Below are 25,996 nucleotides of genomic sequence, written 5' to 3' on the forward strand. Positions count from 1 at the left end.
GGGCGTCGTGCCCGTGCCCGCTGCAACCCGGCGTCACACCCGCACGGGGACGGCCCGCGATCACCACGTGATGCGGGCGAACTCCTCGTGCAGGCGCCGTGCGCGTCCGGGGTGGACCTGCTCGACCCACCCGATCCGCCCGAGCAGGTGCGCCCGGAAGTCGGGGTGTCCAGCACGGTTCTGCGACGCCGGACCGTGCTCGGCGGCGTTGTGCAGGATCGCGTGCAGCCGGTCGACCTCGCGCCGACCGGGCGACGTCCGGTCGTTGACGACGACCCCGGTGACCGACTGCCGTGTGCCCCGTCGCCGCACCCGGGTCTTCGACGGGTTCAGCCGGAGTCCCTGCTCCGTGACGATCCGGTCGACCCCGCGGAGGAACGCGTCCGGTCGTGCCGCGAGCCGCTCGTCGCCGCTGAACGTCAGGTCGTCGGCGTACCGGGTGTAGACCGCGCCGACCGAGGCCGCCCACCCCGCGAGCCGTGCGTCCAGGTGCCGGAGCGCCGTGTTCGCCAGCGCCGGTGAGGTCGGCGCGCCCTGCGGCAGGTGGGCTTCCCGGAGCATCGCGCGCAGCGCCTGCCGTTCCTCGGGGCTGCCGCCGTCCGGCATCGCGCTGAGGACGTGCACCGGCACCCGGTGCGTGCACACCCCGGTGAGGACGTGTGCGAGCGGCTCCGCGAAGCCCGCCGCGCGGAAGACCCCGTACACGGTGGGCGCGGTGACGCTCGCGAAGAAGGACGTCAGGTCGGCCGTGACGACGATCTGCCGCCCGGTGTGCGCCGCGGCTCCGGTCACGACGCTCCGACCGCCGACGAAGCCGTGCGCCGCGTCGTGCACCGGCAGCGCGGTGAGGAGCTCGTCGAGGATCGTCCGCTGCGTCCGGCGGAGCATGTCCATCGGCTTCTCGAGCAGCCGCGGCGTGCGTCCGGGTCGACGGATCCACTCGCAGCGGTGGTGGTGGAGCGGGCTCGACGACCCCGGTCGCCGGTTCCACGAGCGGGTGTCGGCGAGCCAGAGCAGCCGCCCGACGGTGAGGTCGAGCTCGCGCGCGAGCTCGGGCAGCGTGTCGACGAGCAGTCGGCTCGCGGTCTCCGGACGCGCCCGGACCGCGGTCGCCCGGCGCGCGACGACCCGGACCGGTCGGCGCGCCTCGCGTGCGCGGTGCAGCTCGGCGAGGCGCGGCGACGCCTCGAGCACCGCCGCGAGCTGTCGCGGTGCGTCGACCGGTGGTCGCGGGTGTGCGGCGAGGGCCGCTGCGACCGCGAGCCCGACGTAGGCGCGCTCGACGCCGACCACCGCCCAGCCGGCGGCGGTCAGGTCGTCCGGTCCCCAGTGCTCCGCGGTCAGGAACGCGTCGGCGAGGGCACCGGCGACGACGGTCAGGGGCGTGGGGTTCCCGGGGGACCCGTCGGTGCCTCCGTGCGGCGTCGCGCGCGGAGCGCGCCGTCCCGCTCGGGGCGTGTCGTGCTGCTGGTCCTGCGTGCCCCGGGGTGACCCCGGAGAGGTCGACGCGTCACGCGCGTCGGCCGCCTCCCCCGGGAACTCCACGCGCTCACCCTACGGCGACCCGCTGACGGACGGGAGGCGCGGGTCGGGCCCGCACCGCGCCTCCCGTCCGCCGGGTGCCGGCGTATCGTCGGTCGGCGTGACGATCCAACAGCTCACGGAGCCCCTCGCCGGACAGGGGTGGGTCCAGATCGGCGAGGTCCTGCTCGCGTTCGCCCTCGCGTCGCTCATCGGCCTCGAGCGGCAGCTCCGGTCGAAGAGCGCCGGCATCCGCACGCAGGCGATCGTCGGGACCGCGTCGGCCCTCATGCTGCTCGTGAGCAAGTACGGGTTCAGCGACGTCCTCGTGCCGGACCACGTCGTGCTCGACCCCTCGCGCGTCGCGGCGCAGATCGTCTCCGGGGTCGGGTTCCTCGGCGCCGGGCTGATCCTCACCCGACGCGGAGCCGTCCGGGGGCTCACCACGGCCGCCGCGGTGTGGGAGACCGCGGCGATCGGCATGGCCGCGGGTGCGGGGCTCTGGCTGCTCGCACTCGTCGTCACCGCCCTGCACTTCGTCGTCGTGTTCGGCTACACCGCGATCGTCCGGGCGCTGTCCCGCTCCGCCGAGCAGTCGATGACGCTCGACGTGGTCTACGACGCCGGCCGCGGGGTGCTGCCGGACGTGCTCGCCCTCGCGACGGCCGGCGGGTGGCGGGTCGCCCGGCTCGTGCGGCAGGACACCGACCGGGTCGACGCCACCGCGGTCCGGATCGACGTCGCCGGCCGTGCCGAGGGGGCCCTGCTCATCGCCCGGATCGGCGAGGTCGACGGTGTGCGCGTCGTCGACCCGTCGGTCGCCGACGACCTGGAGTGACGCCGTGCCCTCGTTCTTCCTGACCCACGCCGAGGTGGTCGTCGACCCCGCGCGGCCGATCGAGTCGTGGGGGCTCTCCCCCGACGGGCGTGTCCGCGCTGCCGGAGCCGCGGCCGTCGCCTGGGGCCCCGGGGTCCAGCGGATCGTGTCGAGCACCGAGCAGAAAGCGGTCGACACGGCGGCGATCCTCGCGGAGGCCGTGGGGCTCGTGCCCTCGACGGACCCCGCGCTCGGCGAGATCGACCGGAGCGCGACGGGCTACCTGCCGCCCGCGGAGTTCGACGGGGTCGTCGACGCGTTCTTCGCCACGCCGGAGGAGTCGGTGCGCGGGTGGGAGCGCGCCGTCGACGCCCAGGACCGCATCGTCCGTGCCGTGCGGGCGCTGACCGACGCCGGCGACGTCACGATCGTGTCGCACGGTGCGGTCGGGGCGCTGCTGCTCGCCGACCTGCGGGGCGTGCCGGTCACCCGTGCGCTCGACCAGCCGGGGATGGGCAGCGTGTTCTCGTTCGACCCGGGCGCATGGCGGGCGACGAGTGGTTGGGCCCGCGTCGGGGTGCGCTGAGCCGGGCGTCGCCCGCGGGTGCGTGTGCCGCCGCCGTGCGCGTGCCGACGCCGAACGACAACGTCGATGTCGGACGACAGCGGGCTCGTCGCAACCCGGCGTGCGCAACACCCCGCGCACGCAATCAACGACACCACCGACGTCGTACGACATCGACAACGTCGTACGGAGTCCGCGCCGCCGCCCGCGCCCGCCGCGCCGCGGCGCCGCGCCGCGCCCGCGCCTCACGCCGGCAGCTGCTCCCCCGCCTCCACCGCGACGTCGAGCCGGTTCTCCGCCGGCGGCAACGGGCACGTCGCGTGCGGCGTGTAGGCACACGGCAGGTTCGTCGCCCGGTTGAAGTCGATCGTCGTCGCGCCCGACGCGTCCGGCGCCGGGACGTCCAGGCTCCGGTTGGCCGCGTACGTGGTCACGCCGCTCGTCCGGTCGGTGAACAGCACCAGGAGCCCGTCGCCGTACCCGTTGAACGCCAGGAGCGACCGCGGCCCGTCGAGGTCGAACGTCAGCACGCCCGGCGCCTCGTACACGTGCTGCAGCCCGTCGACCACCGACCCGACGGTCACCGAGCGCGGCGTGTCGAACGGCTCGAAGTGCGCCGGGACCGCGAACGACGGGTCCGGCGAGTACGACGGCGTCCCGGTGTACCCGGTCCGCGTCGGGTTCGAGGGGTGCCGCGGTCGGAGGACGTCACTGCCGCCACGCCGGGCGACCTCGATGACGACCCGCTCGTCGCCGTCCTGCCACGCGATGGTCGTGCTCGACCGCTCGGGCAGCGGACCGAACCGGTGCGTGCCCGTCACCGCGATGCCGTCGACCTCGATCGACTCGCCGTCGTCGAGGGTGACGACCGGTCCCGCCTCCGAGGTCGACCACGCCCCGGGCGCGTCCTCGAAGCGCTCCGGCGTGCCGGTCAGCCACCGGATGCTCGTGATCGCGAGGAAGCCGTGCGCACTCGCCCGGGCCGCCTCGTGGGCGTCGTGCCACGCGGCCCACTCGGAGCGGAAGTCGGCTGCGGTCGGCGTCGTCGTGGTCATGCCACGACGGTACGTCGTGTCACGGCCGGGTGGCGACGCACGTCGTCTCCGGACGTCACGCGGTGCGCGCGACCGGCTCGGGAGGCGCGGTGCACGTCGGACGCGCACCGCGCCTCCCGAACCGTGGTCGCGTTCAGACCGTCCGGGTCGCGCCCGTCACGGGGCCCGGCTCGGCGTCCTCGTCGTCGGCGGCCTGCAGGACGCCCTCCGCCTGGGGCAGCAGGTGCCGCACGGCCAGCGCGATCGACCGCGACCCGACGACCGCGACCAGCACCGAGAGCAGGGCGAGCACCCCCGCGGTGGGGATCCACGCCCACCGCACGTCGAGCACCCGCAGCCACTCGATCGCGGCCGTCGCGACCGCCGCCGCCGGGAACACGAACGACCAGAACCCGAGCGAGAAGGGCAGCCGCACGTACCGCGGCAGCAGGGCGACCTGCACCGCGACGAGCAGCACGCCGAGCCCGGTGATCGCCTGCACCGGGACCGTGAGCACGTCGTCCGTCAGCGCGAACACCGCGACCGTGGCGACCGACGGCGGTGCCACGAGGATCGCCATCGTCGGCACGAGCGGTGCGGGCAACGCGGGGCGGAATGACAGTCGGATGAGGAGCAGGCCGGTCATCACGACCCAGAAGAACACGCCGACGCCGAAGCAGGCCCAGGAGAGCCAGGTGAGCCCGACCTCGTGCGTGGCCACCGAGCCGACGAGCGCCGCTGCGACGGTCGGCAGGAGGTAGCCGCCGTGCACCGACTCGAGGGCGAGCCGACCCTCGAACCACGACGCGAGGAGCCAGGCGGCGAACCCGGCGGCGACCGCCACGGCGACGAGCACGAGCACCCTCCCGCCGACCGGCCAGCCGTGCGCGAGGTCGACCCCGAGCAGCATCGCGGTCGCCGGGACCAGTGCCGCGAGCGGGCCCTGCGCGGGGTGCCGCAGCTGGTCGACGAGCCGGTCGTGCGCGCGCACCCGGACCCCGCGGACGGCGTGCGCGGCGAGCAGCCAGACCCAGGCGACGGCGGCGATGCCCCAGAAGACCTGCGGGAGGACGGCCGGCAGGTCGAGGACGGGGGCGGCGTACGACCAGGTCTCGGCGAAGCCGGCGAGGCCGAACGGGACGGCGAGGGTGTTGAGCGGGATGCGGGTGGTGGGACGGGGCACGGTGTCCCATTCTCCCGTCCGTCGCCGCGGGAACAGCGCGGGAGGCGCGGTGCACGTCGGACGTGCACCGCACCTCCCGTCGGCCCGCTCGGTCAGGACCTCGCGCGCACCTCCCACGTGTTGCAGAGGAACCGCACCTTGCCGTACCCGGTGTGCGCGTGCTCGCGACCGGCCATCGCCGACCCGGCCGGGCAGACGTACTCGAACGACGTCTGCAGCGTGCCGTCGTTCCAGTGCGCGGCGTCGATCCAGTCGGACCACTCCGACGACGTGACCACGATGTGCGCTGCGGTGCCGAGGACGGCGCTCTCCGCCTGGAGGACGGCGCACCGGTACTGCGTCTCGCCCTTCGTGTACGTGCCGAGGTGCGTCGTCGCGATCATCGCCGCGTTCCCGCAGTCGAACGTGACGGGTTCCGGGTCACCCTCGTCGATCCACACGCTCTTCGTCGGGGTGCCGGTCGGTCGGACGACCACCCCGCGTTCCTCGGCGACCGCCGGGCTGGCGCACTTGACGTGGTTCTCGCCGAGCTGGAGCCCCTCGACGGGGTCGATCTTGACGCCGACGACGAGGGTGTCGACCGGGCAACGGGTCTGCTCCCGTTCACTCCGCCAGCCGGTCTTCTTCCAGTCGGAGGTCTGTTCCATCGCCACGGGCGCCTCGAACGCCGCCTGGGCGCTCTGCGCGGTCATCACCACCGCGACGGCGGCACCGACCGACACCACGGTGGCCGCTGCCAACGCCGTCACCAGCCGCTTGTTCATCCGCATGGTTCGCATTGCTCGTTGTTCTCTCGTGTCGTGTGACGGCATGGTCAGTTCTTGAAGATGGTGAAGTCGGCGTGACAGTTCGGTGCCCACTCGAGGGCCTGATCGGAGAACTCCACGTCGACGGTCCCGACGAGCATCTTGGGCTTCCTGATGTAGGCCCACGCGGTCGGGCCGTCCGAGACCCAGTCGCCGCGCCGGATGCTCTTCGTCCCCCAGGCGCCGTCGTAGCCGTCGGTCCTGAGCTGGAGGCCGATCCGCGCGTTGGGCGAGAGGAGGTACGGGCTGGTGACGCGAGCCTGTTCGACGGTCATCTTGTAGTAGCCGTTCGACTCCTCGGACCACCGCATGCGAACCTGCGCCAGCCCCAGCCCGCTGGACTCGGTGCACTGCGCGACCATCTTCCCGTCGCCGAGCAGCGCGATGAAGAGGAAGCGCGACTCGGCGAGGGTCTCGGTCCCGCTCGACGCTCGCACGACGCCGCCCGGTCGGCTGCCGGCCGACCAGTCCGTCTCGGTGTTCTGCAGGTCCAGCCGGACGTCGATCGATGCCCCGGCGGCGAGCCCGGGGAGGTCGGACCGCGCCGTGACGTTGCGTCCGCTGACGTCTGCGGGGACGGCGGTCCAGCCCTGCGCCGAGCCCTGGCGGACCATGAGCGGAGCACTGGCCGGGCGCGAACCTTCCGGCACGGTGGCGGCGAGACGGAACGCGGAGGACGCGCCGTCGCCGACGTTCTGCACCTGGAACGTCTGGGTACCGGTCTCACCTTGGCGGATCAGCGGCACCGCCTTGCTCGTGATCGACAGCGTTCCCTCGGGGTCCGGACCAGGGTCGGGAACCACCGGCACCGGCGTCGAGTCGACACGGAGCGCCGTCTGGGTGCTCTCGACCGGACCGGTCACGTCGACGGTGCCACCGTTCGGGGCAGCGGAGAGCTCCGGGTCGACGGCCACGTACACGGAGACCGAGGCTGCCTGCGCGGGGAGCGGCAGCCGTTCGAAGATGGGGACCGTCAACGTCCTGGCGTCGGACGAGAGGACACCCGGCATCCACTTGGACCCGGTCGCCGAGTCATAACCGATCTCCGACTTCGAGAAGGTCGTGCTGCTGGGCGCGCGGAAGACGAGTCCGACGCCGTCCACAGCCCGCGTCGCACCGATGGAGTACAGCACCGGCCCCGCGGTTCCGGGAGCGATCGTGGGGACGTGGTGCTGGGACAACGACACCCGGGTGGCGTCCTGCGGGTAGGCGACCCGTTGGAAGCCGTCGACGGACACCGGACCGGCCGAGGCCGTCCCCCGGAGCTCGAACGAGAGCCCGGGGGCACGCTGGTCCGACGGCGGTCGGACCACTCGGACCTTCGGGAGCCACCGCATCCGGTCGCCGTCGGCGAGCGCGATCGAGCCACCCCTGATCGTTCCGGTCAGGGTCTTCCAACCGTCGTCGGATCGGACGCCGGTGACCCCGGCGCTCGGGAGCGACGATCCGTCGAGCTTGGTCGCGGGCAGTGTCTCCGTCGGATCGAAGACCGTTCCCTCGGGCGCCTCGAGGCGGAGGGTTCCCGCCCCGAGCGACGTCAGCGCACTCCCGACCGCTTGCACGTCCACCGGGACCGCGACCGGCGCGCCGGCGTCGAGCTCGCTGACGCCGGTGGACGACTGCTGGAGCACGCTGGCCGGCGCGAACCGCACGGCGCTCCGGACGGTCGTCGAGACGCCGTCAGCCTCGAAGGTCATCGTGTAGGGGATCTCGAACGTCCCGCCGGCCGCGCGGTCGAGCACCTCGACGTTCGTCGCCCACGACACGCCCACACCGGGCTCCACGGAGAAGCTCCTGTCGGAGCGGAGATTGATGCTGCGGTACCCGACGGAGTTCGTGATGATCTTGAGGTCCGTCTTGTCACGCCACTCGGCTGCTGCGGAGTCGCGCATCGCGCCGTGCAGAACGGGGCGGTCGTCGAACCAGACGCCTTCAGGAGTCTTCGCCTCGAGCTTGACGGTCCACTTCGTCGAGGCGGTCACGAGGCTCTGCACCCCGAACCGGACGAGGTGGTCGCCCTTCGAGGAGTCCACCACCTCGGCCTCGATCGGCTCGATGATCCCGACGGCGATCGTCGAGAAGCCGAGCGCGGCCGTCGAGGTGTGTCCGCGCGGCGGCGCGAACGTCACCCGCACGGCGTCGGACGTCCGGAGCGTGTCGGTCGCCGTGACCGGGATCTCGTAGTGCTGGCGGTTGCCGAACGCTGGGCCGGAGCCGGACGTCCGCGTCGCGGTGTGCACGAGGGTCTGCCCGTCCTGCTTCCACGTCTGGGTCCAGCCGGGAACGGCAGGCATCGTCGGGAGCGTCCCCGCGGTGAGGCCGTCCGGGAGTTCGACGGTCCACGAGAACGACGTCCCGACCGGGCCGTCGATCGGGATGGCCGACGAACCGGTTTGCCGGTCCCACCGGACCGTGCCGCTGGTCCCCGCCGCGAACGAGGTTCCGTTGGTCGGCGCCACTCGGAGGCCGTGGACGCCCAGGGTCGTCGCGGTCCGCGCCGGCGGCAGCTTCAGGTCGTCCCTGATCCCCCGCTCGACCCCGTTCCGCAGGAGAAGGATCATCGTCGAGCGCTCGTCGCCGTTCGGCGGCGTCCAGTGCCGGCTCCGTTCGATCTCGGGGACCAGGGCGTGGAGTGCTGCGCGCTCCTCGGCGCCACGATCCCGCGCGATCTCCTTCTCGCCTGCGGGCAGCTGGTCGAAGGGCTTCTGGAAGTAGGCCTCGGAAGCGATCTCGGAGACCTTGGTCAGGTACTCCGAGACCTTCTGGTCCTCGACGAAGGTCCCGGCGAGCTTCTCGAGCGAGAGCTTCCAGGTCGCGGCGGCGGTCGCGTCGATGAGGCCGGCGTAGCGCGCTCGGTACTGCCCGACCCGCTCGTCGATGGCGTGCTGGGTGGTGGCACGCAGGTCGGCCTGGGCACGGAGCGACGACAGTCGGACGGACTGGCGTTCGCCGTCGGTCCGAGCGTGCGCGATGGCACGGGCTTCGTGGCGGACGATCTCCTTGAGGACCGCACGGTCCATCTCGCGGAGGACCGTGATGTCCGAACGGACCTTCTCGATGACGGACGCGACGAGCCGCTGCTCGATCTGCTCGTTCGAGAACTTGACGAGGACCGCGTTCCGCTCCTTCGTCCAGGCGTCCGTCAGGAGCCCGGGCGCGGCGTCGACCTGGTCGTTCGCCTTCTCGAGCTGGTTGCGGTACGCCTCGCTGTACTCGGGGGCCGGGTGGAAGAGGCTGTAGGCCCAGTCGCCGATCGCCTTCGCCAGCAGATCGACCCACAGGAGCGGTACGAGGATGATGTCGAACTCCGGTGCCACGACCATCGCGGTCTGGATCGCCTCGGCGATGCCGTCGGCCGCCGCGTCGCCCCAGTCACCGTGCTCGATGTCGCCCTTCAGGGCGTAGCCGGTCGCGGCGATGCCGAAGTAGGGCAGGAGCTCGGAACCGGTGTCGAGGACGACCTCCATGGACTCGGCGACGCTGTCGATGACGCTCGACGCCGAGGAGACCCCCGCGAGTGCGTCCGCGTCCGCCTCGAACGCCGAAGTGATCTCGTCGGTGAACTCGTCGAACGCCCCGGCATCGTGCACGTCGGCGGCGAAGTCGTCGACGATCGCGACGGAGTCCGGAGCCGGAGCCAGGAGCAGCGACTCGTCCTCGGCGAGCTCGTCCGTGCGCAGCGTGAAGTCGAAGTCGTCCGTGTCGCCCGAGAAGCGGTCGCCGTGCACGTCGGCGAGGTCGCCCTCGTCGCCGATCGACGGGGCGCAGGTCGCCCGCGCGCCGCCGTAGCAGACCCCGGACTCCGGGATGGGGTGCGGGTCGAGGTTCGGTTGCGTCACCGGACGCGAGAACGTCGGGTTCTCCGCTGTCTCGGTGACCTCCCAGTCGCCATCGTCGTTCATCTCCCACTTGCGTGCGGAGTGGACGTTGGAGCCGTCGATGCCGCCGAAGGCCGAGAACTCCGCCTCGCCCTCGACGTCACCGAACCAGGAGTCCTTCGCCTTCTCGAACCGGTTCGCCAGGTCCTCGTCGTACTCACCGCCGGGCAGGAGTGCGTCCTTGAAGGAGATCTGCACGCTCGTGAAGGTCTCGTCCGGAGCGATCTGGTACTCCCAGAAGGGCCCGTCGAGGTTCGAGCGGCCGAAGCTCAGCGCCTCGTCCTGGTCGTACGAGGTCGACACCCAGGCCGAGCGGTTCGGCTGCTCCGTGTTGAGGACGTGGTCGGCGAGGTTGTCGTTCCACGAGCCCTCGTCGCCCTTCGGACGGAACCCGTCGTCGAAGATGCCGTCCGCCGGACCGCGGGTGTCGGCGCGCCACACCCACTCCGGGACGGCCTCGGGGACGGGGAGCCCTTCGATGTCCTCGGCGGGGGGCGCGGCGAAGGCGGCGGTCGGGCTGACCAGCCCGAACACGATCCCCATGACGAGGACGATCGACGCGATCAGGGCGGGTCGCGCCGCCCTCGTCGCTCGGAGAACACCGGTTGTCTCTGATCCGGGCGATGCTGGTGACATCACGTGGTGGCTGTCTCGAAATTTCACATGTTGAATATACACAGTGAATCGGACACGTGCCCGCTGGGTGCGTGTCGGCCCGCCCGTGCCAGATTGGGCAGCATGTCCTTCGAGAACACCGACCACGTCCAGGCCACCACCGCCGGCTCGTTGCCCCGCACGCCGGAGCTCATCGCCGCGAACGCCGCCCGGCCCCTCGCCGCCGACGGCTTCACGCTGGAGACCACCGACGAGGTCCGTGCGCTCACGAGCGCCGCGGTCGACGACGTCGTCGCCCGCCAGACCGCCCTCGGCATCACGCAGCCCGGCGACGGCGAGTTCGGCAAGGCGATGTCGAACAGCGTCGACTACGGCGCCTGGTGGGGCTACTCGTTCCAGCGCGTCAGCGGCCTCAGCCTGACCGAGGAGGACATCTTCACGCAGGAGCCGGTCCGCTCCGAGCCCGGACACGTCCGGCTCACGAGCTTCCCGGACCGCCGCGACTGGACGATCTTCCGCGAGGCCTACACCGACCCGGGCTCGGGCATCGGCACGGGCAAGAACGCCACCGCGTTCCCGACGACGACCGGCCCGATCGCGTACACCGGGCACGAGGCAGCCCGGACGGACGCCGCCAACCTCCGGCACGCCGTCGAGGCGGCCGGCGCCGCGAACGGCTTCATCACGGCGCTCTCCCCCGGGTCCGCCGCGCGGGTCGCGAACGAGTACTACGCCACCGACGAGGAGCACATCTGGGCCTGGGCCGACGCCCTGCGCGAGGAGTACCGGATCATCCTCGACGCCGGCCTCGTCCTGCAGATCGACGACCCCTCGATCGCCGAGAACTGGGACCAGATCAACCCGGAGCCGACCGTCGAGGACTACCGCGCCTTCACCCGCATCCGGGTCGATGCGCTCAACCACGCGCTGCGCGGCCTCGACACCTCGCGGGTGCGCTTCCACCTCTGCTGGGGCTCGTGGCACGGCCCGCACACCACCGACATCGAGCTCCGGCACATCGTCGACCTCATGCTCGACATCGACGCCGGCGCCTACTCGTTCGAGGCGGCGAACGCCCGCCACGAGCACGAGTGGACGGTCTGGCAGGACGTCGCGCTGCCGGACGGCAAGGTCATCGTGCCCGGCGTGGTCGGCCACGCCACGAACGTCGTCGAGCACCCGGACCTCGTCGCGCAGCGCATCGAGCGGTTCGCCTCGGTCGTCGGCCGGGAGCGCGTCATCGCCGGCACCGACTGCGGCCTCGGCGGCCGCATCCACCCGCAGATCGCCGCCGCGAAGCTCGAGTCCCTCGGCGAGGGCGCGCGCCGGGCGAGCGCGACGCTCTTCTAGCCGTCGCAGCGTGCGAGTTTCCGCGCTCGGTGCGGCCCGCACGGCCTGTCACGGTGTGCGGACGCTCGCACGGGACGGCCTGGAGGCGCGGTGCGGGCCCGATCCGCGCCTCCGGGCCCGCAGGCGGTCGCGTCTCCCCGAGAGGGACGTCAGAGCTCAGGAGCTCTGCCAGAGCACCGACGCCCGCGCGCCGTCGCTGAAGACGTACGCCCGCCCGGCGTCGCCGAGGTCGAACCCGAGCGGACCCGGCTCGATCGACGCGACGAACTCGGTGCCCGCGGGGGTCTCGTCGTCCTGGATCCACTCCGGCAGGCCGCCGTACTGGCCCGCGACGAGGACCCCCTCGGCGGCCGCGGCCGTGAGCACTCGGTCGGGGTCCTCGTCGTCGTGGACCATCGGCACCGGCACGTGCCGGAGGAGCATCGCGTCGGCGAGGAGCGGTGGGGACGCCGGCTCCGGGTCGTCGGGATCGCCGTGCGGTGAGACGGGTCCGGCCGCGAGGTGCAGCCCTCGGCGGGAGAACACGAACGCCGCGTTCGCGCCGCTGTCGGGCTCCCACGAGGCACACGTCCCCGGGTCGAACTGACACACGAACACGCTGACGAGCGTGCCCCGGTGCTCGATCTGGGCGGTGAACTGCATCGGTTCGTCGTGGTGGGCGCACAGCGGCCACTCCCATCCCTCGGGAACCGCGGGGGCACCGCCGATGCGCGAGGCGGTGAATGGGGCCGGCGCGTCCGGTCGGTACGCCCCGAGCACGATCGTGCCGAGGTGCTCCGCCACCGACGGCGCGGTCCGGGGAACGGGGGGCTCGGTCGGATGCTCGACCAGCGTCAGCACGGTGCGTTCCGGTCCGCTCCCGCGCTCCGGTCCGCTCCCGCGCTCGGGTCCGCTCCTGCGCTCGGCGACGACGAACCGACCGGGCTGTGGCGGCGCGAGCGGCAGTTCCCAGCGGAGGAGCGGCCAGTCGGGCATCCCACGCTCGCCCGTGCCCGGGTCGGGGCCGTTGTCCGCCGATCGGAGCATCCGGACCAGGGCGGCGACGTCGAGGTCCGGGAACCCCGCCGCACGCGATTCGGCGACCACCCGGGCCGCGGCGCGGTCGAAGGGGGCGTCACGACGGCGGGCGCGCGGACCGCCGGGACGGACGACAGCGGCGTGGATGCCGTGCAGGACGAGCAGCGGCGGGAGCGTCCACGCCGATGCGATGAGGAACGAGGCGCCGACCGCCCGGTACCGGAAGGCGTTCTCGAACACCGAGATCGCGACGAAGGCGACGACGAGCACGATCCACGCGGTGACGAGCACGGTGGTCCAGGGTCCGCTGCCCGTCTTCGAGCCCGCGCGGTGCGACCGTCCACGTGCCCGGGCAGCGTCCTCGGTGTCGACCTCGACCTGTGTCGCCGGTCCTGCGTCGGCCATGCGGTCCCCCGATCCGCGAGCACCCGACGCGCTCGCGAGCAGCAGGTTAGCGGTCGGACGCGGCCGCTCCGGTCACCGGCGGGAGCGCCCGAGCAGCACGGCGCCCACGACCGCAGCCACGCCCGCCCAGGCCAGCGGCCGGGTCACGCGGCGACGCTTCGCGACCCAGCCGCCGTTCGTCGCGTTGCCGGCGTCGGCCGGGGTCCAGAGGTTGCCGTCGGTCGGCGCTCCCCTGCCGCGGAGCGCGAACGTCTGCACCATCGGCTTGGTGATCTTGTGGAACAGCCCGGGGAACACGTACTGCAGCGGCACGAGCGACGCCTGGATCCGGCCGACGAACCGGTAGCGCTTGGGGTGCAGTGCCGTGCGGACGATCGCGCGGCCGGCACGCTCGACGGACACCGTCGGCGGCAACGGGTGCGAGGTCTTGCCGGTGTAGTTGGCGCCGTTCTGGTAGATCGGCGTGTCGATGGTCGACGGCAGGAGCGCGGCGAAGCGGATGCCCGTGCCGGCGAACTCGTCGCCGAGGACGTCGACCAGGCCGAGGGCAGCGTGCTTGCTCGTCACGTAGGCGGACTGGTACGGCGCGGACAGCAGCGACTGGATCGAGCCGACGAGGACGTAGGTGCCCTCGCCCCGCTGCTTCCAGTGCGGGAGCAGGGCGGTGATCGCGTGCAGGTGGCCGTACAGGTTCGTGTCGACGACGCGCTTGAAGGCCTCGGTCGGGGTCTGCTCGAACAGGCCGTAGACGAACAGGGCGGCGTTCCCCACGAAGACGTCGATCCGTCCGAAGCGGGTCGTGGTGGTCGCGACGAGGTCGCGGACGGCGTGCTCGTCGGCGACGTCCGTGGGGATCGCCACGGCCTCGGCCCCGAGCGCCCGGCACTCGGCGGCGGCGGCCTCGAGCGAGTCGTGACTGCGGGCGGCCAGCACGAGCGTCGCGCCCTGCCGTGCGAACTCGTGCGCGGCGGCCCTGCCGATCCCGCTCGATGCTCCGGTGACGACGACGATCTTCCCGCGGAACCGATGTGCCATGGGTCCTTGGTACGCGGTCGCGGCTCCGTCCCCGCACAGGGCACGTGCAGCACGGCGGGTCCGGTAGCGTCGAGGGGCAGGCGACGAGGGGGAACGGTGCACGGGGACGCGGTGGACACGCTCGGGATCGACGGGGTCTGGTTCGATCCGCTCTGGCGGGTGGAGGTGCGGCTCACCCCGCTCGAACGACGACTGCTCGAGACGTGGACGGTGCGACGGCTCGCGTTCGTCGCCCACGCCGGCGGTGCCGCGCTCACGACGACCCAGTCGTACTCGCGGCTCGAACACTCCCTCGGGGTGCTCGCGCTCGTCACCGCCTTCGCTCCGGACGACCACCTCGCCCGCACGACCGCGCTACTGCACGACGTCGGGCATCTGCCGTTCAGCCACACGTTGGAGGGTCTGGGCGGTCTCGAGCACCACTCCCTCGGACGAACCGCGATCCGGCGCCTCGCGGACGAGGTCCCTGGTATCGACGCCGACCAGGTCATCGCGGTCGACGAGGGCCGCGTGCCGTCGGTGCTGACGTCGGTCCCGGGCGGACTGAAGCTCGACCACCTGGACTCGTTCCTCCGGAGCGGCCAGGCGCACGGACGGACGCAGACGCCGCCGCACGTGCTGCTCGGTCGTCTGCGGCTCGTCGGCGGGACGGTCGACGCGGATCCGGACGACGCCCTCGAGCTGGCCGACCTGGCCGTCCGCGAGGCACTCGCACAACGCTCCGCGGCGAACCTCGTGCCCGTGACCGTGCTCCGCGACCTCGTCGGGCGGCTGCTCGACCATGGTGCGCTGTCGCCGGCCGACCTCGCCCGGAGCACCGAGGACGAGGTTTGGGCGCGCCTCGTCGCCGACCCCGACACCGCCTCCGACGCCGACCTCCTGCGTCGCCGACCGCAGGCGTGGCGCATGCTCCCCGGCGACGGACCCGTGCCGACCGGTGCGCTCCGGCACACGGTCAGCCGTGGCTACCTCGACCTGCCGACGGTCGGTGGGCGTCCCCTGCGCGATCCGCGTGTCGCGGCGCTCGCCGCGGGCCTGCCGCTCCGGGTGGCCGTGACGCGCGACGGGGTGCGCTGACGCGGGCCGCCTGCCACGATGGGCGCATGCGCAAGGACGACCTCACCGTCGACGAGGCGACCGTCATCGCCCAGCACGCCCGCGACGGCGTGCTGGAACTCGACGATCCCGAGGTGCGCAAGGTCGTCGAGCAGGCGAACCGGGTCCTCGTCCGCGCACAGATGTGGGGCGACGAACCGAGTCCGAGGCTCCGACGGCGCCGGCGGTTCATCGCGATCGGCGCCCTCGTGATGGTGCTCGTCTGGGTCGCGGGACTGCTCGTGCCGCTCGCCGTCCGCTTCGGGTGACCCGGGCACGGGCTTGCCCTGTCGGGCCGGAACGGCTTGACTCGACCCGATGACCAGCACGGCCGGCTCGACCGCGACCCCCAGGACCTGGACCGTGACCGCACGGGAGGACACCGGGCCCATCGCGCTCGTCGGGCTCCGCGCCTCGTGGGCGCCCCTGGCGAAGCAGTCCGTCGTCGCCGCCCTCGTCGTGGCCGCCGCGGTGACCAGCACGCTCACCCCCTGGCTCCCGGTCACCGACGCGCCGCGGATGTGGACCGGCGTGGCACTGGCCCTCGGCGGGCTGCTGGTGGCTGGTGTGATGGCGCGCTGGCCGGGCGCCGCCCGCGCCGAGCTGGTCGTCCCGGCGATCGACTTCGTCGCGATCGGACTGCTCCGGTACGGGACGGGCGACACCCGTTCGGTGTTCCTCGCCGTCGTCGTCCTGCCAGTGATCTGGATGGCGGCGAGCCCGGGTCGGCGCCACGTGCTGTACCCGCTGCTCGGGACCTGCGCCACGCTGCTGCTGCCGTACGTGCTGGAGCCCACCGAGCCGCGTCCGAGCGAACTCGTCCGGCTCGCCTTCGCGGTCGTCGTGTACGGCGCGACGGCGGCGGTGACCAACGAGCTCGCCCGGCAGGCGGACGTCCGGCTCAGCACCGCGCAGCGTCGTCGTCGCGTGGCCGAGGGTGAGATCGACCGGGCCGCCCTCGTCCAGCAGTCCCTGCTGCCCGCGTCCACGGAGGGACTCCCACCGGAACTCCACGCACTCGGGGTGTGCATCCCGGCACGGACCGTCGGCGGCGACTTCTACGACTGGTTCCCGACACCGGACGGCGCGGCCTTCACGCTCGGCGACGTGATGGGCAAGGGCGTCGGCGCCGGCATGATCGCCGCCGCGGTCCGGTCCCTCGTGCGCAGCACCGTCGACGAACCGGACGCGGCCACGGCGGTCCGTCGAGCGGCCGCCGGCCTGGCGACCGGGACGTCCGACGTCGAGAGCGCACAGTTCACGACGTGCTTCCACGTGCGCATCGACCGCGACGGCCACGCCCGCTGGGTCGACGCCGGCCACGGGTTGAGCCTGCTCCGGCGTGCCGATGGCGCGGTCCGGTCATTGCGGTCCGGGCACCTGCCGATCGGCGTCGGGACCTCGTGGTCGAGCGAGACGACCGACCTCGAGCCCGGCGACGTCGTCGTGAGCGTCAGCGACGGGGTGCTCGACCTCTTCGGCGGGGACCTCGACGCGCTCGACCGCTTCGAGGCCTGGGTCGCCGAACGCTCGCACCCCCAGCAGCTCGTCGACGGGATCACCGAGCTCGCCCACCGCGGCGAGCACCCCGACGACGTCACGGTGCTCTGCATCGCCTACCGACCCTGACCACCCACGCGCACACCCGAGGAGGACGACGTGGACGACCGCATCGACCGTCGCCGGTTCATGACCGCCGGCATCGCCGGGACCACCGCCGCGATCGTCGGCACGAGCATCGCGAGCCGCTCCACACCGGCTGTGGCGGCAGCGGGCACCCTGCTCGCCGCGGACGAGTTCGACGGCCCCGCCGGCAGCGCACCGAACAGCGCGGTCTGGCGGTACGACCTCGGTGCGGGCGGGTGGGGCAACGGGGAACTGCAGACCTACACCGACTCCCGGCGGAACGCGGCGCTCGACGGTGCCGGCAACCTCGTCATCACCGCTCGGCGTGAGGCCGACGGTTCGTTCACCTCGGCACGACTGAAGACCGAGGGTACCTCGACGGCGCAGTACGGCCGGATCGAGGCGCGCATCCGGATCCCTCGGGGACAGGGGATCTGGCCCGCGTTCTGGATGCTCGGCGCGGACATCGGGTCGGTCGGGTGGCCGGCCTGCGGCGAGATCGACGTGATGGAGAACGTCGGGTACGAACCGGCCGTGGTCCACGGCACGGTGCACGGCCCGGGGTACTCCGGCGCGCAGGGCATCTCGGCGGCGACCACGAACCCCACGGGGGCTCCGTTCGCCGACGACTTCCACGTGTTCGGCGTCGACTGGCGTCCGGACTCGATCACGTGGTCGGTCGACGGCACGGCGTACCGGACGCTGACCCGTGCCGACGTCGGGGCGGACCCGTGGGTGTTCGACAAGCCGTTCTTCGTCGTCCTCAACGTGGCCGTCGGCGGCTCGTGGCCCGGGTCGCCCGACGCGTCGACGCGCTTCCCGCAGCAGATGACGGTGGACTGGGTGCGCGTCTTCGCGAACGCCTGAGACTCAGGGGCGGCCGCGGCCGTTCCGCGCGACCAGCCACAGGTACGTGCTGTGCCCGATGAGGGCGAGGCCGAAGAACACCGCGGCCACGGCGTACACGCGGTCGAGCTTGCCCTGTCCGATCACGAGCATCACGACGCAGAACACGACGGCCACGGCGAGCACGCCCACCTGGACCGTCGACCAGATCCGTCGGAAGCGCGGCATGCCCGTCTCGTTCACGACTCCATGGTGCCAGACGCCGTCAGTGCTCCCGGTACCGTCAGTGCTCCCGGAGCGCCTCGACGAGCTCGGCCTTCCGCTTCGACGAGTACCCGGTGATGCCCAGCTCCTTCGCGCGTCGCTTGAGGTCCGCCACGGTCCAGTCGTCGTACGACCCGGACTCGCCGCCCTTCTTCGCCACGGCGTGCTCGCCCCGCGCCGCGGCGGCGTTGCTGATGCGGGCGGCCTTCTCCTTCGAGTTGCCCTCCTTGCGGAGCTCCTCGTACATGTCCGGCTTCTTGAGTTGGTTCGGCATGGCGCACACCGTACGCCCGGGTCCTCGCCGTGGGAGACTCCGGCATGACCGAACCCTGGACCTCCGACCCGGGTGGTCCGGGCACCCCGATCGTGCTGCTCCACCCCGGTGGCACCGATTCCCGGTCGATGTCGGCGCTGGCCGAGGCGTTCGGTGGCGCCCGTGTCGTGCTCGTCGACCGAGCTGGGCACGGTCGCACTCCCGACGTCGACGGCCCGTGGCACTTCGCGGACATCGCCGAGGAACTCGCCGGCACCGTGCGGTCCCTCGGCGCCGGCCCCGTGCACCTCGTCGGGTGGAGCGACGGCGCGATCGTCGGGCTGCACCTCGCGCTCGCCCACCCGGACCTGGTGCGGTCGCTCGTGTTCGGCGGTGCACCCTTCTCCGTCGACGGCTGGCACGAGGGCGTCCTCGACTGTGACCCGCCCCGGTTCATGGCGGACGCCTACGCCGAGGTGTCCCCCGATCCTCCGGAGCACTGGGAGGTCGTCACCGCCAAGTCGCGGGTGCTGCACACGGCGGAACCCGCGGTGACGGTGGCGCAGCTGGGCGGCCTCGACGTCCCGGTCCTCATCCTGTGCGGGGACGACGACGAGGTGCGGCTCGACCACCTCGCCCAGATGCTCGAGGCACTGCCGGACGGCGAACTCGCGGTGGTCCCGAGGGCGACGCACGGCCTCATCGTCGAGCAGCCGGACCTCGTCGCGCAGCTCGTCGAGGCGTTCCACGCGACCGACAAGAGCGACGGTGTCGCACCCCGCCGTCGCGCGCGGCACTGACCGGACACCGCACTCCTGGGCGGCGGTCCAGATGCCGTCCGGTTCTGTGGGAGGGAACCGATGAGAGGACCCGCACCATGCCCCGCGACCAGTACGAGCCAGCCGACCCGCGCACCCGCTACCCCGACGTCCAGCCGGAGCCGCAGACGCAAGCCGAGCCGGGCCTCCAGAGCCGCATGCGGCCGGTACCGGACCTCGGTGAGGAGACCTACCGGGGAACCGGCCGGCTCGCCGGTCGGAAGGCGCTGATCACCGGCGCGGACTCTGGTATCGGTGGCGCCGTCGCCATCGCGTTCGCACGCGAGGGTGCGGACGTCGCGCTCGCGTACCTCCCGGAGGAGCAGTCCGACGCGGACCACGTCATCGAGCAGATCCGCGCCGCGGGCCGGACGGCCGTCGCGGTACCAGGTGACCTGCGCGACCGGTCCTACGCGACCACGCTGGTGGAGCAGGCCGTCGCGGGACTCGGCGGCCTCGACGCGCTCGTGAGCGTGGCCGGCAAGCAGCGTTGGCAGCCCGAGGTCGAGGACCTCACCGACGAGCAGTTCGAGGCGACGTTCGACGTCAACGTGTTCGGGCTGTTCCGCCTGGTCCGCGCTGCGCTCCCCCACCTGCAGCCGGGGTCGACGATCACCACGACGGCGTCGATGGAGGCGTACGCGCCCGCTCCGGACCGGCTCGACTACGCGGCGTCGAAGGGCGCGATCAACAACCTCTCGAAGGGGCTGTCGCAGGCACTCGTCGAGCGTGGGATCCGGGTGAACATCGTGGCTCCCGGACCCACCTGGACCGTCCTGCAGCCGAGCGGCGGCGTCGATCCGGAGTCGCTGCCCGAGTTCGGGTCGAGCGAGTCGCCGATGGGCCGCGCCGCGCAGCCGGCCGAACTCGCGCCCGCCTACGTGTTCCTCGCCTCGCACGAGTCGAGCTACGTCGCCGGGGAGACCCTCAACGTGAACGGCGGCATGGTGACGCCCTGACCCGGCACGGCCCACGGGCTGCACGCACCCGGGAATGGAACGAGCGTCCCGGGTGTCTCATCCACCACCGAACGCGAAGGAGCACACCATGAGCCACGACCTCCACGAGAGCACGGCCGTCGACGTCCAGCGGAGCTGCACGCCGGCGACGACGGTCTCCGTCCTGCACGACGAGCGCAAGCCGTCGTTCGGGCGCTGGCTGGGCCAGATCAACCGGCAGGACTGACCGCCGTCGCGGCAGCGGCCGGGACCGCGGGCGGTCCGGCAGCGGCCGGGACCGCGGGCGTCGCCGTCGCGGCGCCCGCAGGCGCGGGGGCGGCGCCCGGGACGCCGAGTTCACGGATCCGCCGCGCCGGCACCCCGGCGTAGACCCCGTGGGACGTGAGCCGCCCCCGGACGACCGCCCCGGCCGCCACCACCACGTCGTCCTCGATGACCGTCCCGGGCAGCACGACGGCACGCCCACCGATCCAGACCCGCTCGCCGATGTCGACCGATCGGCCCGAGGCGGTCTCGCTCCACGCCCCGTCGTCGCCGATCTCGTGGTGGCTCGTCATCACGAGCACCTGCATCCCGATCGCGGTGTGGTCGCCGATCCGGACCGGCGCGACGGCCTCGACCGTGACGTTCCGGTTGAAGTACACGCCCCGGCCGACCACGAGGTTCTTCGGGTCCCCCGTCAGTGAGAACAGCGGACCGGGGCTCGACGCGAGGTCGGCGCCCGCGGCGGACGCGATCAACCGGCGTACCGCACGTGGCAGGAACGGCGACCCGAGCAGCAGCGTGAACAGCGTGTACTCGCGGGCGTGGACGACGTCGTCGCGCAGCCGTGAGCCGAACGTGGACGGAGATGCGGTGCGTGCGGACATGCCGCCTCCAGGTCTCGCAGGGGGACGTGTGCGTCCTCGCACACAGCCGGAACGGTAGGTCGGCTCGAGCACGGTCGACAACGCGGGGACCGGGGCGTTGCGCGATTCTTGCGGTGTCCGCTGCCGGGATCCCGCACTGCTACCGTGCTCGCATGTCCTGGGGCCGACGGTACTTCGCGGTCCAGTCGGTCGCGGGGGCCCTCTGGTGGATCGCGGTGTGCACCCTCCCCGGGGTCCGGTCGGCGACCCTCGGCTCACTCGACCCCGTCGTCGTCGCGGTGTTCGACGTCCCGCTCTTCGTCGTGGCATCGGCGCTCGCGGCGGCCGGCAGTCGCGCCGCCGCGGTGGTCACGACCGGGTGGACCGCGCTGGTCATGGCCGCCCTGGCCGTCTGGGCCACCGCGACGACCGAGGCCGGTGCCGGAGTGCTCGTGATGATCGGCGCGACCGTCGGGTCCGCCCTCGCCCTGGCGCTCGTCGTGCTCGGCCGGGTCCCGACCGAGTGGCTGACGACCGGCCCGCTGCGGTTCCGGACCGCCGACCCCGACGCGGGTCGCCGCCGCCACGTCCTCGGCACCGTCCTGCAGATCACCGTCTTCTGGGGGCTCTTCCTCGGGGTGCTGCCGCTCGTCATCGCCGCCGCCGAGCACCGCTGGCGGCTCCACCCGACGCTGCCCGACGGCGTCGTGACCACCGCTGTCGTCACCGGAGCCGTCGCACTCGTCGCCGCGAGTGCGCTCGGCATCGCGTCCGCCGCGGCGATGTCGACGCAGGGCGCCGGGACCCCCCTGCCGTCCGCGATGCCGAACCGGCTCGTGATCGCCGGTCCGTACCGCTCGGTGCGCAACCCGATGGCGCTCGCCGGCATCGCCCAGGGCGTCGCCGTCGGGCTCCTGCTCACCTCGTGGATGGTCGTCGTGTACGCGCTCGCCGGGTCGATCGTCTGGAACTGCGTCGTCCGCCCGCTCGAGGAGGCCGACCTCGACCACCGGTTCGGCGACGACTTCCGGCGCTACGCCGCACGCGTCCGGTGCTGGGTCCCCCGGTGGCCGGTCCCGGCGAGCGCCCCGGCGGACGCGATCAGCCCGCCGCGCCGCTGATGTTGACGAGCCAGGTCACGCCGAAGCGGTCGGTGACCATGCCGAACGTGTCGCCCCACGGGGCCTTCGTGAGGGGTTCGATGATCGTCTTCGCCCCGTCGGCGAGCCCGTTCCAGTAGCGCGTGAGGGCGTCCTCGTCGTCACCGCTGAGGGACACCGAGATGTTGCTGACGTCGGGGCCCTCCATGCCGGTCGGTGCGTCGGAGGCCATGAGCAGCAGACCGTTCTCGCCCTCGAGCTGGCCGTGCATGACCTTGTCGGCGTCGGCGGGGTCCTGAGCCATGCCGGCCTCGCCGAAGGTGTTGACGGTGAGTTCGCCGCCGAAGACGCCGTGGTAGAAGTCGAGCGCGTCACGGGCCTGGTCGCGGAGGCCGATGTACGGGTTGAGTCGGACGGTCATGGTGGACTCCTCAGCGGATGGTGCACGGGCGCCGTCGTCCGTGTCGCGTCGATCGTCCCAGACCGTCGGCGCGCGCGGAAGCCCGTGGGCGGGTCGTGCAGGATGGGGCGGTGGGCAGCGACGACGCGTACGACGAGCACCTCAGCGCCGAGATGCCGTGGACCGAGGTGGTCCGGACACTCGAGGGCCTCGGGTGGACGCCGTGCGGCACCGGGGACTGGGCGTGCGCGTTCCGTTCCCCCTCCGGTCGACTCGCGGCTCGGGTCAGCCCGTTCGACCCCGCCGGGCCGTACTCGGCGATGCTCTACCGTGTGGCGGCGCACACCCGTCAGGTCCCCGTGCTGGTCGACCACCGCGTGCTCGAGGGCGGGTCCGACCTCACGGTGATGGAGTACCTCGCACCGGTGTCCGCGGCCGAGGGGGCGGCCTTCCACCGGTCGATCCGTGCACGGGAGCCGGACGTGGCGGCGCTCGCCGAGCACATCGACGCTGTGCACGCGCGTGGCGCCCGGGAGCAGCCGTGGTGGGGTCCGCTCGACGACAACCCGGCGAACGTGATGCGCGGCTCGGACGGCCGGCTGGTCGTCGCCGACCTGTTCTACGCGGACGGCCCCGCGCTGTACGCCACGGTGCGGGACGACCCCGACCGGGTCGTGCGGGACTACCCGGAGCACCTGCGTCGGCACATGACGGAGTTGCCGCTGGCGAGTTCCGGCGGGTGGGCGGTCGGCGACGCGGAGCGGATGCGCCGGGCACTGGCGGCGGCGGACCGACGACGGTCGGGATGACCTCCGGACGGTCCCCGCACACCACCCGCACCGGTCGGTCCCCGCGCACCACCAGCACCCGAGCACCCGAGCACCCAGCCGCCTCGGCCTAGCATCGTGAGGATGCCCGACCCCCGCCCCGACGAATTCATCCGCGTCCGCGGCGCCCGCGAGCACAACCTGCAGGACGTGGACGTCGACATCCCCCGCGACCGCATCGTCGCCTTCACCGGCGTCTCCGGCTCCGGCAAGTCGAGCCTCGCGTTCGGCACCGTGTTCGCCGAGGCGCAGCGCCGGTTCCTCGAGTCCGTCGCCCCGTACGCCCGGCGGCTCATCGCGCAGGGGTCCACCCCGCACGTGGAGTCGCTCACGGGACTCCCCCCGGCCGTCGCCCTGCAGCAGCGCCGCGGTGCCCCGAGTGCCCGCTCCACCGTGGGCACGCTGACGACCCTGTCGAACTCGATGCGCATGCTCTTCTCCCGCGCCGGCACCTACCCGCCGGGAGCCGACCGGCTCGAGTCCGACTCGTTCTCGCCGAACACCGCCGCCGGGGCCTGTCCCCGCTGCCACGGACTCGGCACCGCGCACGAGGTCACCGAGGCGTCCGCGGTCCACGACGACTCGCTCAGCATCCGCGACGGCGCGATCACCGCGTGGCCCGGTGCCTGGCAGGGCAAGAACCTCCGCGACGTGACGGCGGTGCTCGGCTACGACATCGACCGGCCGTGGCGGGACCTCCCCCGCGCCGACCGCGACTGGCTGCTCTTCACCGAGGAGCAGCCGGTGGTCGAGGTGCACCCGAAGCGCGACCGGGTCGCCAAGCCCTACCGCGGTCGGTTCTGGAGCGCCCGGCAGTTCGTGCTGCACACCCTCGCGGACTCCCAGAGCGAGACCCAGCGCACCAAGGCCCTGCAGTACGTCGAGTCCGGACCGTGCGGCCTGTGCGGCGGCACCGGGCTCACCCGGGCGGCCCTCGCCGTGACGGTCGGCGGGCACAGCATCGCCGACCTCAACGCGCTGCCGATCACGGCGCTCGCCGACGTGCTCCGGCCGATCGCCGCGATCACGGACGCCTCGGCGGCGACGTCCCGTGCGTCCTCGGGCGAGCACACCGAGGTGGCCGTCGCGATCGCGGGTGACCTCGTCACGCGCCTCGACGTCCTCCTCGGCCTCGGGCTCGGGTACCTCGCGCTCGACCGGTCGACGCCGACGCTCTCCCCCGGTGAGACGCAGCGGCTCCGGATCGCGACGCAGCTCCGCTCCGGGTTGTTCGGTGTCGTGTACGTCCTCGACGAGCCGAGCGCAGGACTGCACCCCGCCGATGCCGAGTCCCTCGTGCAGGTGCTCGACGACCTCCGCGCCGGCGGCAACAGCGTCTTCGTGGTCGAGCACGACATGAGCATCGTCCGACGGGCCGACTGGATCGTCGACGTCGGGCCGGGCGCGGGCTCCGGTGGCGGCACCGTCCTGTACAGCGGTCCCGTCGACGGCCTCCAGCACGTCGAGGGGTCGGTGACGCGGCGGTTCCTCCACCCGGCCGGCCCACCTGCCGCCCGCACACCGCGGGAGCCGGTCGCCACCCTGGCGCTCCGCGACGTGACGCTGCACAACCTGCACGGTCTCGACGTCGACGTCCCGCTCGGGGTCCTCACCGCGGTCACCGGGGTGAGCGGCTCGGGGAAGTCCTCGCTCGTCGGTGGCGTCCTGGCCACCGAGGGCGCCTCGCACCCGCTCGTGACCCGGGTCGTCCAGGTCGACCAGAAGCCGATCGGCCGCACGCCCCGGTCGAACCTCGCCACCTACACGGGCCTGTTCGACGCCGTCCGCCAGGCCTTCGCCGCCACCGACGCGGCACGGGAACGCGGCTGGGGCGCCGGACGGTTCTCGTTCAACGTCGCGGGCGGCCGGTGCGAGGTGTGCCAGGGCGAGGGGTCCGTCTCGGTCGAGCTGCTGTTCCTGCCCGGCAGCTGGGCGCCGTGCCCGGAGTGCCACGGTGCCCGGTACAACGCCGAGACGCTCGAGGTCCGGTGGGACGGCGCGAGCATCGCCGACGTGCTCGGCATGACCGTCGACGAGGCGGCACCGTTCCTCGCCGGCCTCCCGGCCGCGGCGCGCGGGCTCGAGACGCTGCGCCAGGTCGGTCTCGGCTACCTCCGACTCGGGCAGCCCGCCCCGGAGCTCTCGGGCGGCGAAGCGCAGCGCATCAAGCTCGCCACCGAACTGCAGCGCGCCCGGACCGGCCACACGCTCTACCTGCTCGACGAGCCGACCACCGGCCTCCACCCGGCCGACGTCGAGCTGCTGTCCGAGCAGCTGTCGCGGCTCACGGACGCCGGCAACACCGTCGTGGTCGTCGAGCACAGCATGGACGTCGTCGCGGCGGCCGACCACGTCATCGACATGGGTCCCGCCGGCGGGGACGCGGGCGGGCAGGTGGTCGCCGCCGGTACGCCGGCCGCGGTCGCGGCGTCCGCCACGAGTCCGACCGCGCCCTACCTGCGCGCGCAGCTGGGGCGGTGAACGCGACCGGGTGACGGCCTGGAGGCGCGGTGCGGGCCCGAACCGCGCCTCCAGTCCGATCCGGTGCGGGTCGAGGGCCGCGGCGCTCGCTGAGTGGCCATCAGCTTTTCATCCCTCCGGAGGATGCACCCACGGGGCGACCGGAGCATGCTGAGCGGTGTGTGGGGAGTCCGGTCGTCCGCGACCGCGGTCGTGGGGGCCGCGGTCGCGACGCGCCGGACCGTCTGATCCGACCCGGTCCGGGCCGGTCCGT

The 25,996-nt window shown here is 73.0% G+C and carries 24 protein-coding genes; 13 read left to right on the plus strand and 11 right to left on the minus strand.

The window, feature by feature from the left end:
• Positions 1-60 precede the first annotated feature (60 nt).
• Positions 61-1,545, minus strand: coding sequence for a reverse transcriptase family protein (locus tag WFH25_RS04860; RefSeq protein WP_336696999.1), 1,485 nt, complete (start codon positions 1,543-1,545; stop codon positions 61-63).
• A gap of 97 nt (positions 1,546-1,642) precedes the next feature.
• On the opposite strand from WFH25_RS04860, the gene WFH25_RS04865 reads away from it, so the two are divergent.
• The gene (locus WFH25_RS04865) at positions 1,643-2,359 is read left to right on the plus strand and encodes an MgtC/SapB family protein (protein ID WP_336697000.1); all 717 of its coding nucleotides are present in this window, start codon (positions 1,643-1,645) and stop codon (positions 2,357-2,359) included.
• 4 nt (positions 2,360-2,363) lie between these two features.
• Complete coding sequence (locus WFH25_RS04870) at positions 2,364-2,924, plus strand: histidine phosphatase family protein (RefSeq protein WP_336697001.1); 561 nt, start codon at positions 2,364-2,366, stop codon at positions 2,922-2,924.
• Positions 2,925-3,148: 224 nt separating this feature from the next.
• Here WFH25_RS04870 and WFH25_RS04875 read toward each other — a convergent pair whose 3' ends face one another.
• From WFH25_RS04875 to WFH25_RS04890, 4 genes are all read right to left on the minus strand, one after another.
• Positions 3,149-3,958, minus strand: coding sequence for a DUF1684 domain-containing protein (locus WFH25_RS04875; RefSeq protein WP_336697002.1), 810 nt, complete (start codon positions 3,956-3,958; stop codon positions 3,149-3,151).
• Between the two features lie 133 nt (positions 3,959-4,091).
• Positions 4,092-5,120, minus strand: a complete 1,029-nt coding sequence (locus WFH25_RS04880) for a transporter (RefSeq protein WP_336697003.1) — start codon at positions 5,118-5,120, stop codon at positions 4,092-4,094.
• Positions 5,121-5,212: 92 nt separating this feature from the next.
• Positions 5,213-5,899, minus strand: coding sequence for a hypothetical protein (locus tag WFH25_RS04885; RefSeq protein WP_336697004.1), 687 nt, complete (start codon positions 5,897-5,899; stop codon positions 5,213-5,215).
• A gap of 35 nt (positions 5,900-5,934) precedes the next feature.
• Positions 5,935-10,347 carry a hypothetical protein gene (locus WFH25_RS04890; RefSeq protein WP_336697005.1) on the minus strand — a complete coding sequence of 1,471 codons (4,413 nt, stop codon included), beginning with the start codon at positions 10,345-10,347 and terminating at the stop codon, positions 5,935-5,937.
• A 195-nt stretch (positions 10,348-10,542) separates the two neighbouring features.
• Here WFH25_RS04890 and WFH25_RS04895 point away from each other — a divergent pair, with 195 nt between their 5' ends.
• Positions 10,543-11,769, plus strand: a complete 1,227-nt coding sequence (locus WFH25_RS04895) for a cobalamin-independent methionine synthase II family protein (RefSeq protein WP_336697006.1) — start codon at positions 10,543-10,545, stop codon at positions 11,767-11,769.
• 156 nt (positions 11,770-11,925) lie between these two features.
• Here the strand turns inward: WFH25_RS04895 and WFH25_RS04900 are convergent, their stop codons facing one another.
• Both WFH25_RS04900 and WFH25_RS04905 read right to left on the minus strand, forming a co-directional pair.
• Positions 11,926-13,191 (minus strand): hypothetical protein, encoded by a 1,266-nt coding sequence (locus WFH25_RS04900; RefSeq protein ID WP_336697008.1) that lies wholly within the window; start codon positions 13,189-13,191, stop codon positions 11,926-11,928.
• Positions 13,192-13,263: 72 nt separating this feature from the next.
• Positions 13,264-14,226, minus strand: coding sequence for an SDR family NAD(P)-dependent oxidoreductase (locus WFH25_RS04905; protein WP_336697009.1), 963 nt, complete (start codon positions 14,224-14,226; stop codon positions 13,264-13,266).
• A gap of 96 nt (positions 14,227-14,322) precedes the next feature.
• On the opposite strand from WFH25_RS04905, the gene WFH25_RS04910 reads away from it, so the two are divergent.
• The 4 genes from WFH25_RS04910 to WFH25_RS04925 are packed head-to-tail and all read left to right on the plus strand — an operon-like array spanning position 14,323 to position 17,814.
• Entirely contained in the window at positions 14,323-15,303 is a 981-nt protein-coding gene (locus WFH25_RS04910) for an HD domain-containing protein (protein ID WP_336697010.1), read from the plus strand.
• A 26-nt stretch (positions 15,304-15,329) separates the two neighbouring features.
• Positions 15,330-15,590 carry a hypothetical protein gene (locus WFH25_RS04915; RefSeq protein WP_071301920.1) on the plus strand — a complete coding sequence of 87 codons (261 nt, stop codon included), beginning with the start codon at positions 15,330-15,332 and terminating at the stop codon, positions 15,588-15,590.
• Between the two features lie 49 nt (positions 15,591-15,639).
• Complete coding sequence (locus tag WFH25_RS04920; RefSeq protein WP_336697011.1) at positions 15,640-16,950, plus strand: PP2C family protein-serine/threonine phosphatase; 1,311 nt, start codon at positions 15,640-15,642, stop codon at positions 16,948-16,950.
• A gap of 30 nt (positions 16,951-16,980) precedes the next feature.
• The gene (locus tag WFH25_RS04925) at positions 16,981-17,814 is read left to right on the plus strand and encodes a glycoside hydrolase family 16 protein (protein ID WP_336697012.1); all 834 of its coding nucleotides are present in this window, start codon (positions 16,981-16,983) and stop codon (positions 17,812-17,814) included.
• Between the two features lie 3 nt (positions 17,815-17,817).
• On the opposite strand, the gene WFH25_RS04930 is transcribed toward WFH25_RS04925, so the two are convergent.
• Together WFH25_RS04930 and WFH25_RS04935 are read right to left on the minus strand one after the other, a co-directional pair.
• Positions 17,818-18,036 (minus strand): hypothetical protein, encoded by a 219-nt coding sequence (locus WFH25_RS04930; RefSeq protein ID WP_071294861.1) that lies wholly within the window; start codon positions 18,034-18,036, stop codon positions 17,818-17,820.
• A 40-nt stretch (positions 18,037-18,076) separates the two neighbouring features.
• Positions 18,077-18,331, minus strand: coding sequence for a DUF7218 family protein (locus WFH25_RS04935; RefSeq protein WP_071294860.1), 255 nt, complete (start codon positions 18,329-18,331; stop codon positions 18,077-18,079).
• Positions 18,332-18,375: 44 nt separating this feature from the next.
• Here WFH25_RS04935 and WFH25_RS04940 point away from each other — a divergent pair, with 44 nt between their 5' ends.
• The 3 genes from WFH25_RS04940 (at position 18,376) to WFH25_RS04950 (ending at position 20,313) form a co-directional block, all read left to right on the plus strand.
• A complete protein-coding gene (locus WFH25_RS04940; protein WP_336697013.1) occupies positions 18,376-19,110 on the plus strand; it encodes an alpha/beta fold hydrolase in 735 nt (244 codons plus the stop codon).
• Positions 19,111-19,187: 77 nt separating this feature from the next.
• Complete coding sequence (locus WFH25_RS04945; protein WP_070418743.1) at positions 19,188-20,087, plus strand: SDR family oxidoreductase; 900 nt, start codon at positions 19,188-19,190, stop codon at positions 20,085-20,087.
• 88 nt (positions 20,088-20,175) lie between these two features.
• Complete coding sequence (locus WFH25_RS04950; RefSeq protein WP_156794898.1) at positions 20,176-20,313, plus strand: hypothetical protein; 138 nt, start codon at positions 20,176-20,178, stop codon at positions 20,311-20,313.
• Here the strand turns inward: WFH25_RS04950 and WFH25_RS04955 are convergent.
• The gene (locus tag WFH25_RS04955) at positions 20,297-20,956 is read right to left on the minus strand and encodes an acyltransferase (protein WP_336697014.1); all 660 of its coding nucleotides are present in this window, start codon (positions 20,954-20,956) and stop codon (positions 20,297-20,299) included. The genes WFH25_RS04950 and WFH25_RS04955 overlap by 17 nt on opposite strands.
• 152 nt (positions 20,957-21,108) lie before the next feature.
• Between WFH25_RS04955 and WFH25_RS04960 the strand changes: the two genes are divergently transcribed.
• Positions 21,109-22,056, plus strand: a complete 948-nt coding sequence (locus WFH25_RS04960) for a methyltransferase family protein (protein WP_070418741.1) — start codon at positions 21,109-21,111, stop codon at positions 22,054-22,056.
• Here the strand turns inward: WFH25_RS04960 and WFH25_RS04965 are convergent.
• Positions 22,037-22,456, minus strand: coding sequence for a VOC family protein (locus WFH25_RS04965; protein ID WP_336697015.1), 420 nt, complete (start codon positions 22,454-22,456; stop codon positions 22,037-22,039). The genes WFH25_RS04960 and WFH25_RS04965 overlap by 20 nt on opposite strands.
• A 110-nt stretch (positions 22,457-22,566) precedes the next feature.
• On the opposite strand from WFH25_RS04965, the gene WFH25_RS04970 reads away from it, so the two are divergent.
• Entirely contained in the window at positions 22,567-23,244 is a 678-nt protein-coding gene (locus tag WFH25_RS04970) for a hypothetical protein (protein ID WP_336697017.1), read from the plus strand.
• Positions 23,245-23,346: 102 nt separating this feature from the next.
• Complete coding sequence (locus tag WFH25_RS04975; RefSeq protein ID WP_336697018.1) at positions 23,347-25,743, plus strand: excinuclease ABC subunit UvrA; 2,397 nt, start codon at positions 23,347-23,349, stop codon at positions 25,741-25,743.
• The last annotated feature ends 253 nt before the right edge of the window (positions 25,744-25,996 follow it).

This window comes from Curtobacterium sp. USHLN213 (assembly GCF_037144815.1).
GTDB lineage: Bacteria > Actinomycetota > Actinomycetes > Actinomycetales > Microbacteriaceae > Curtobacterium.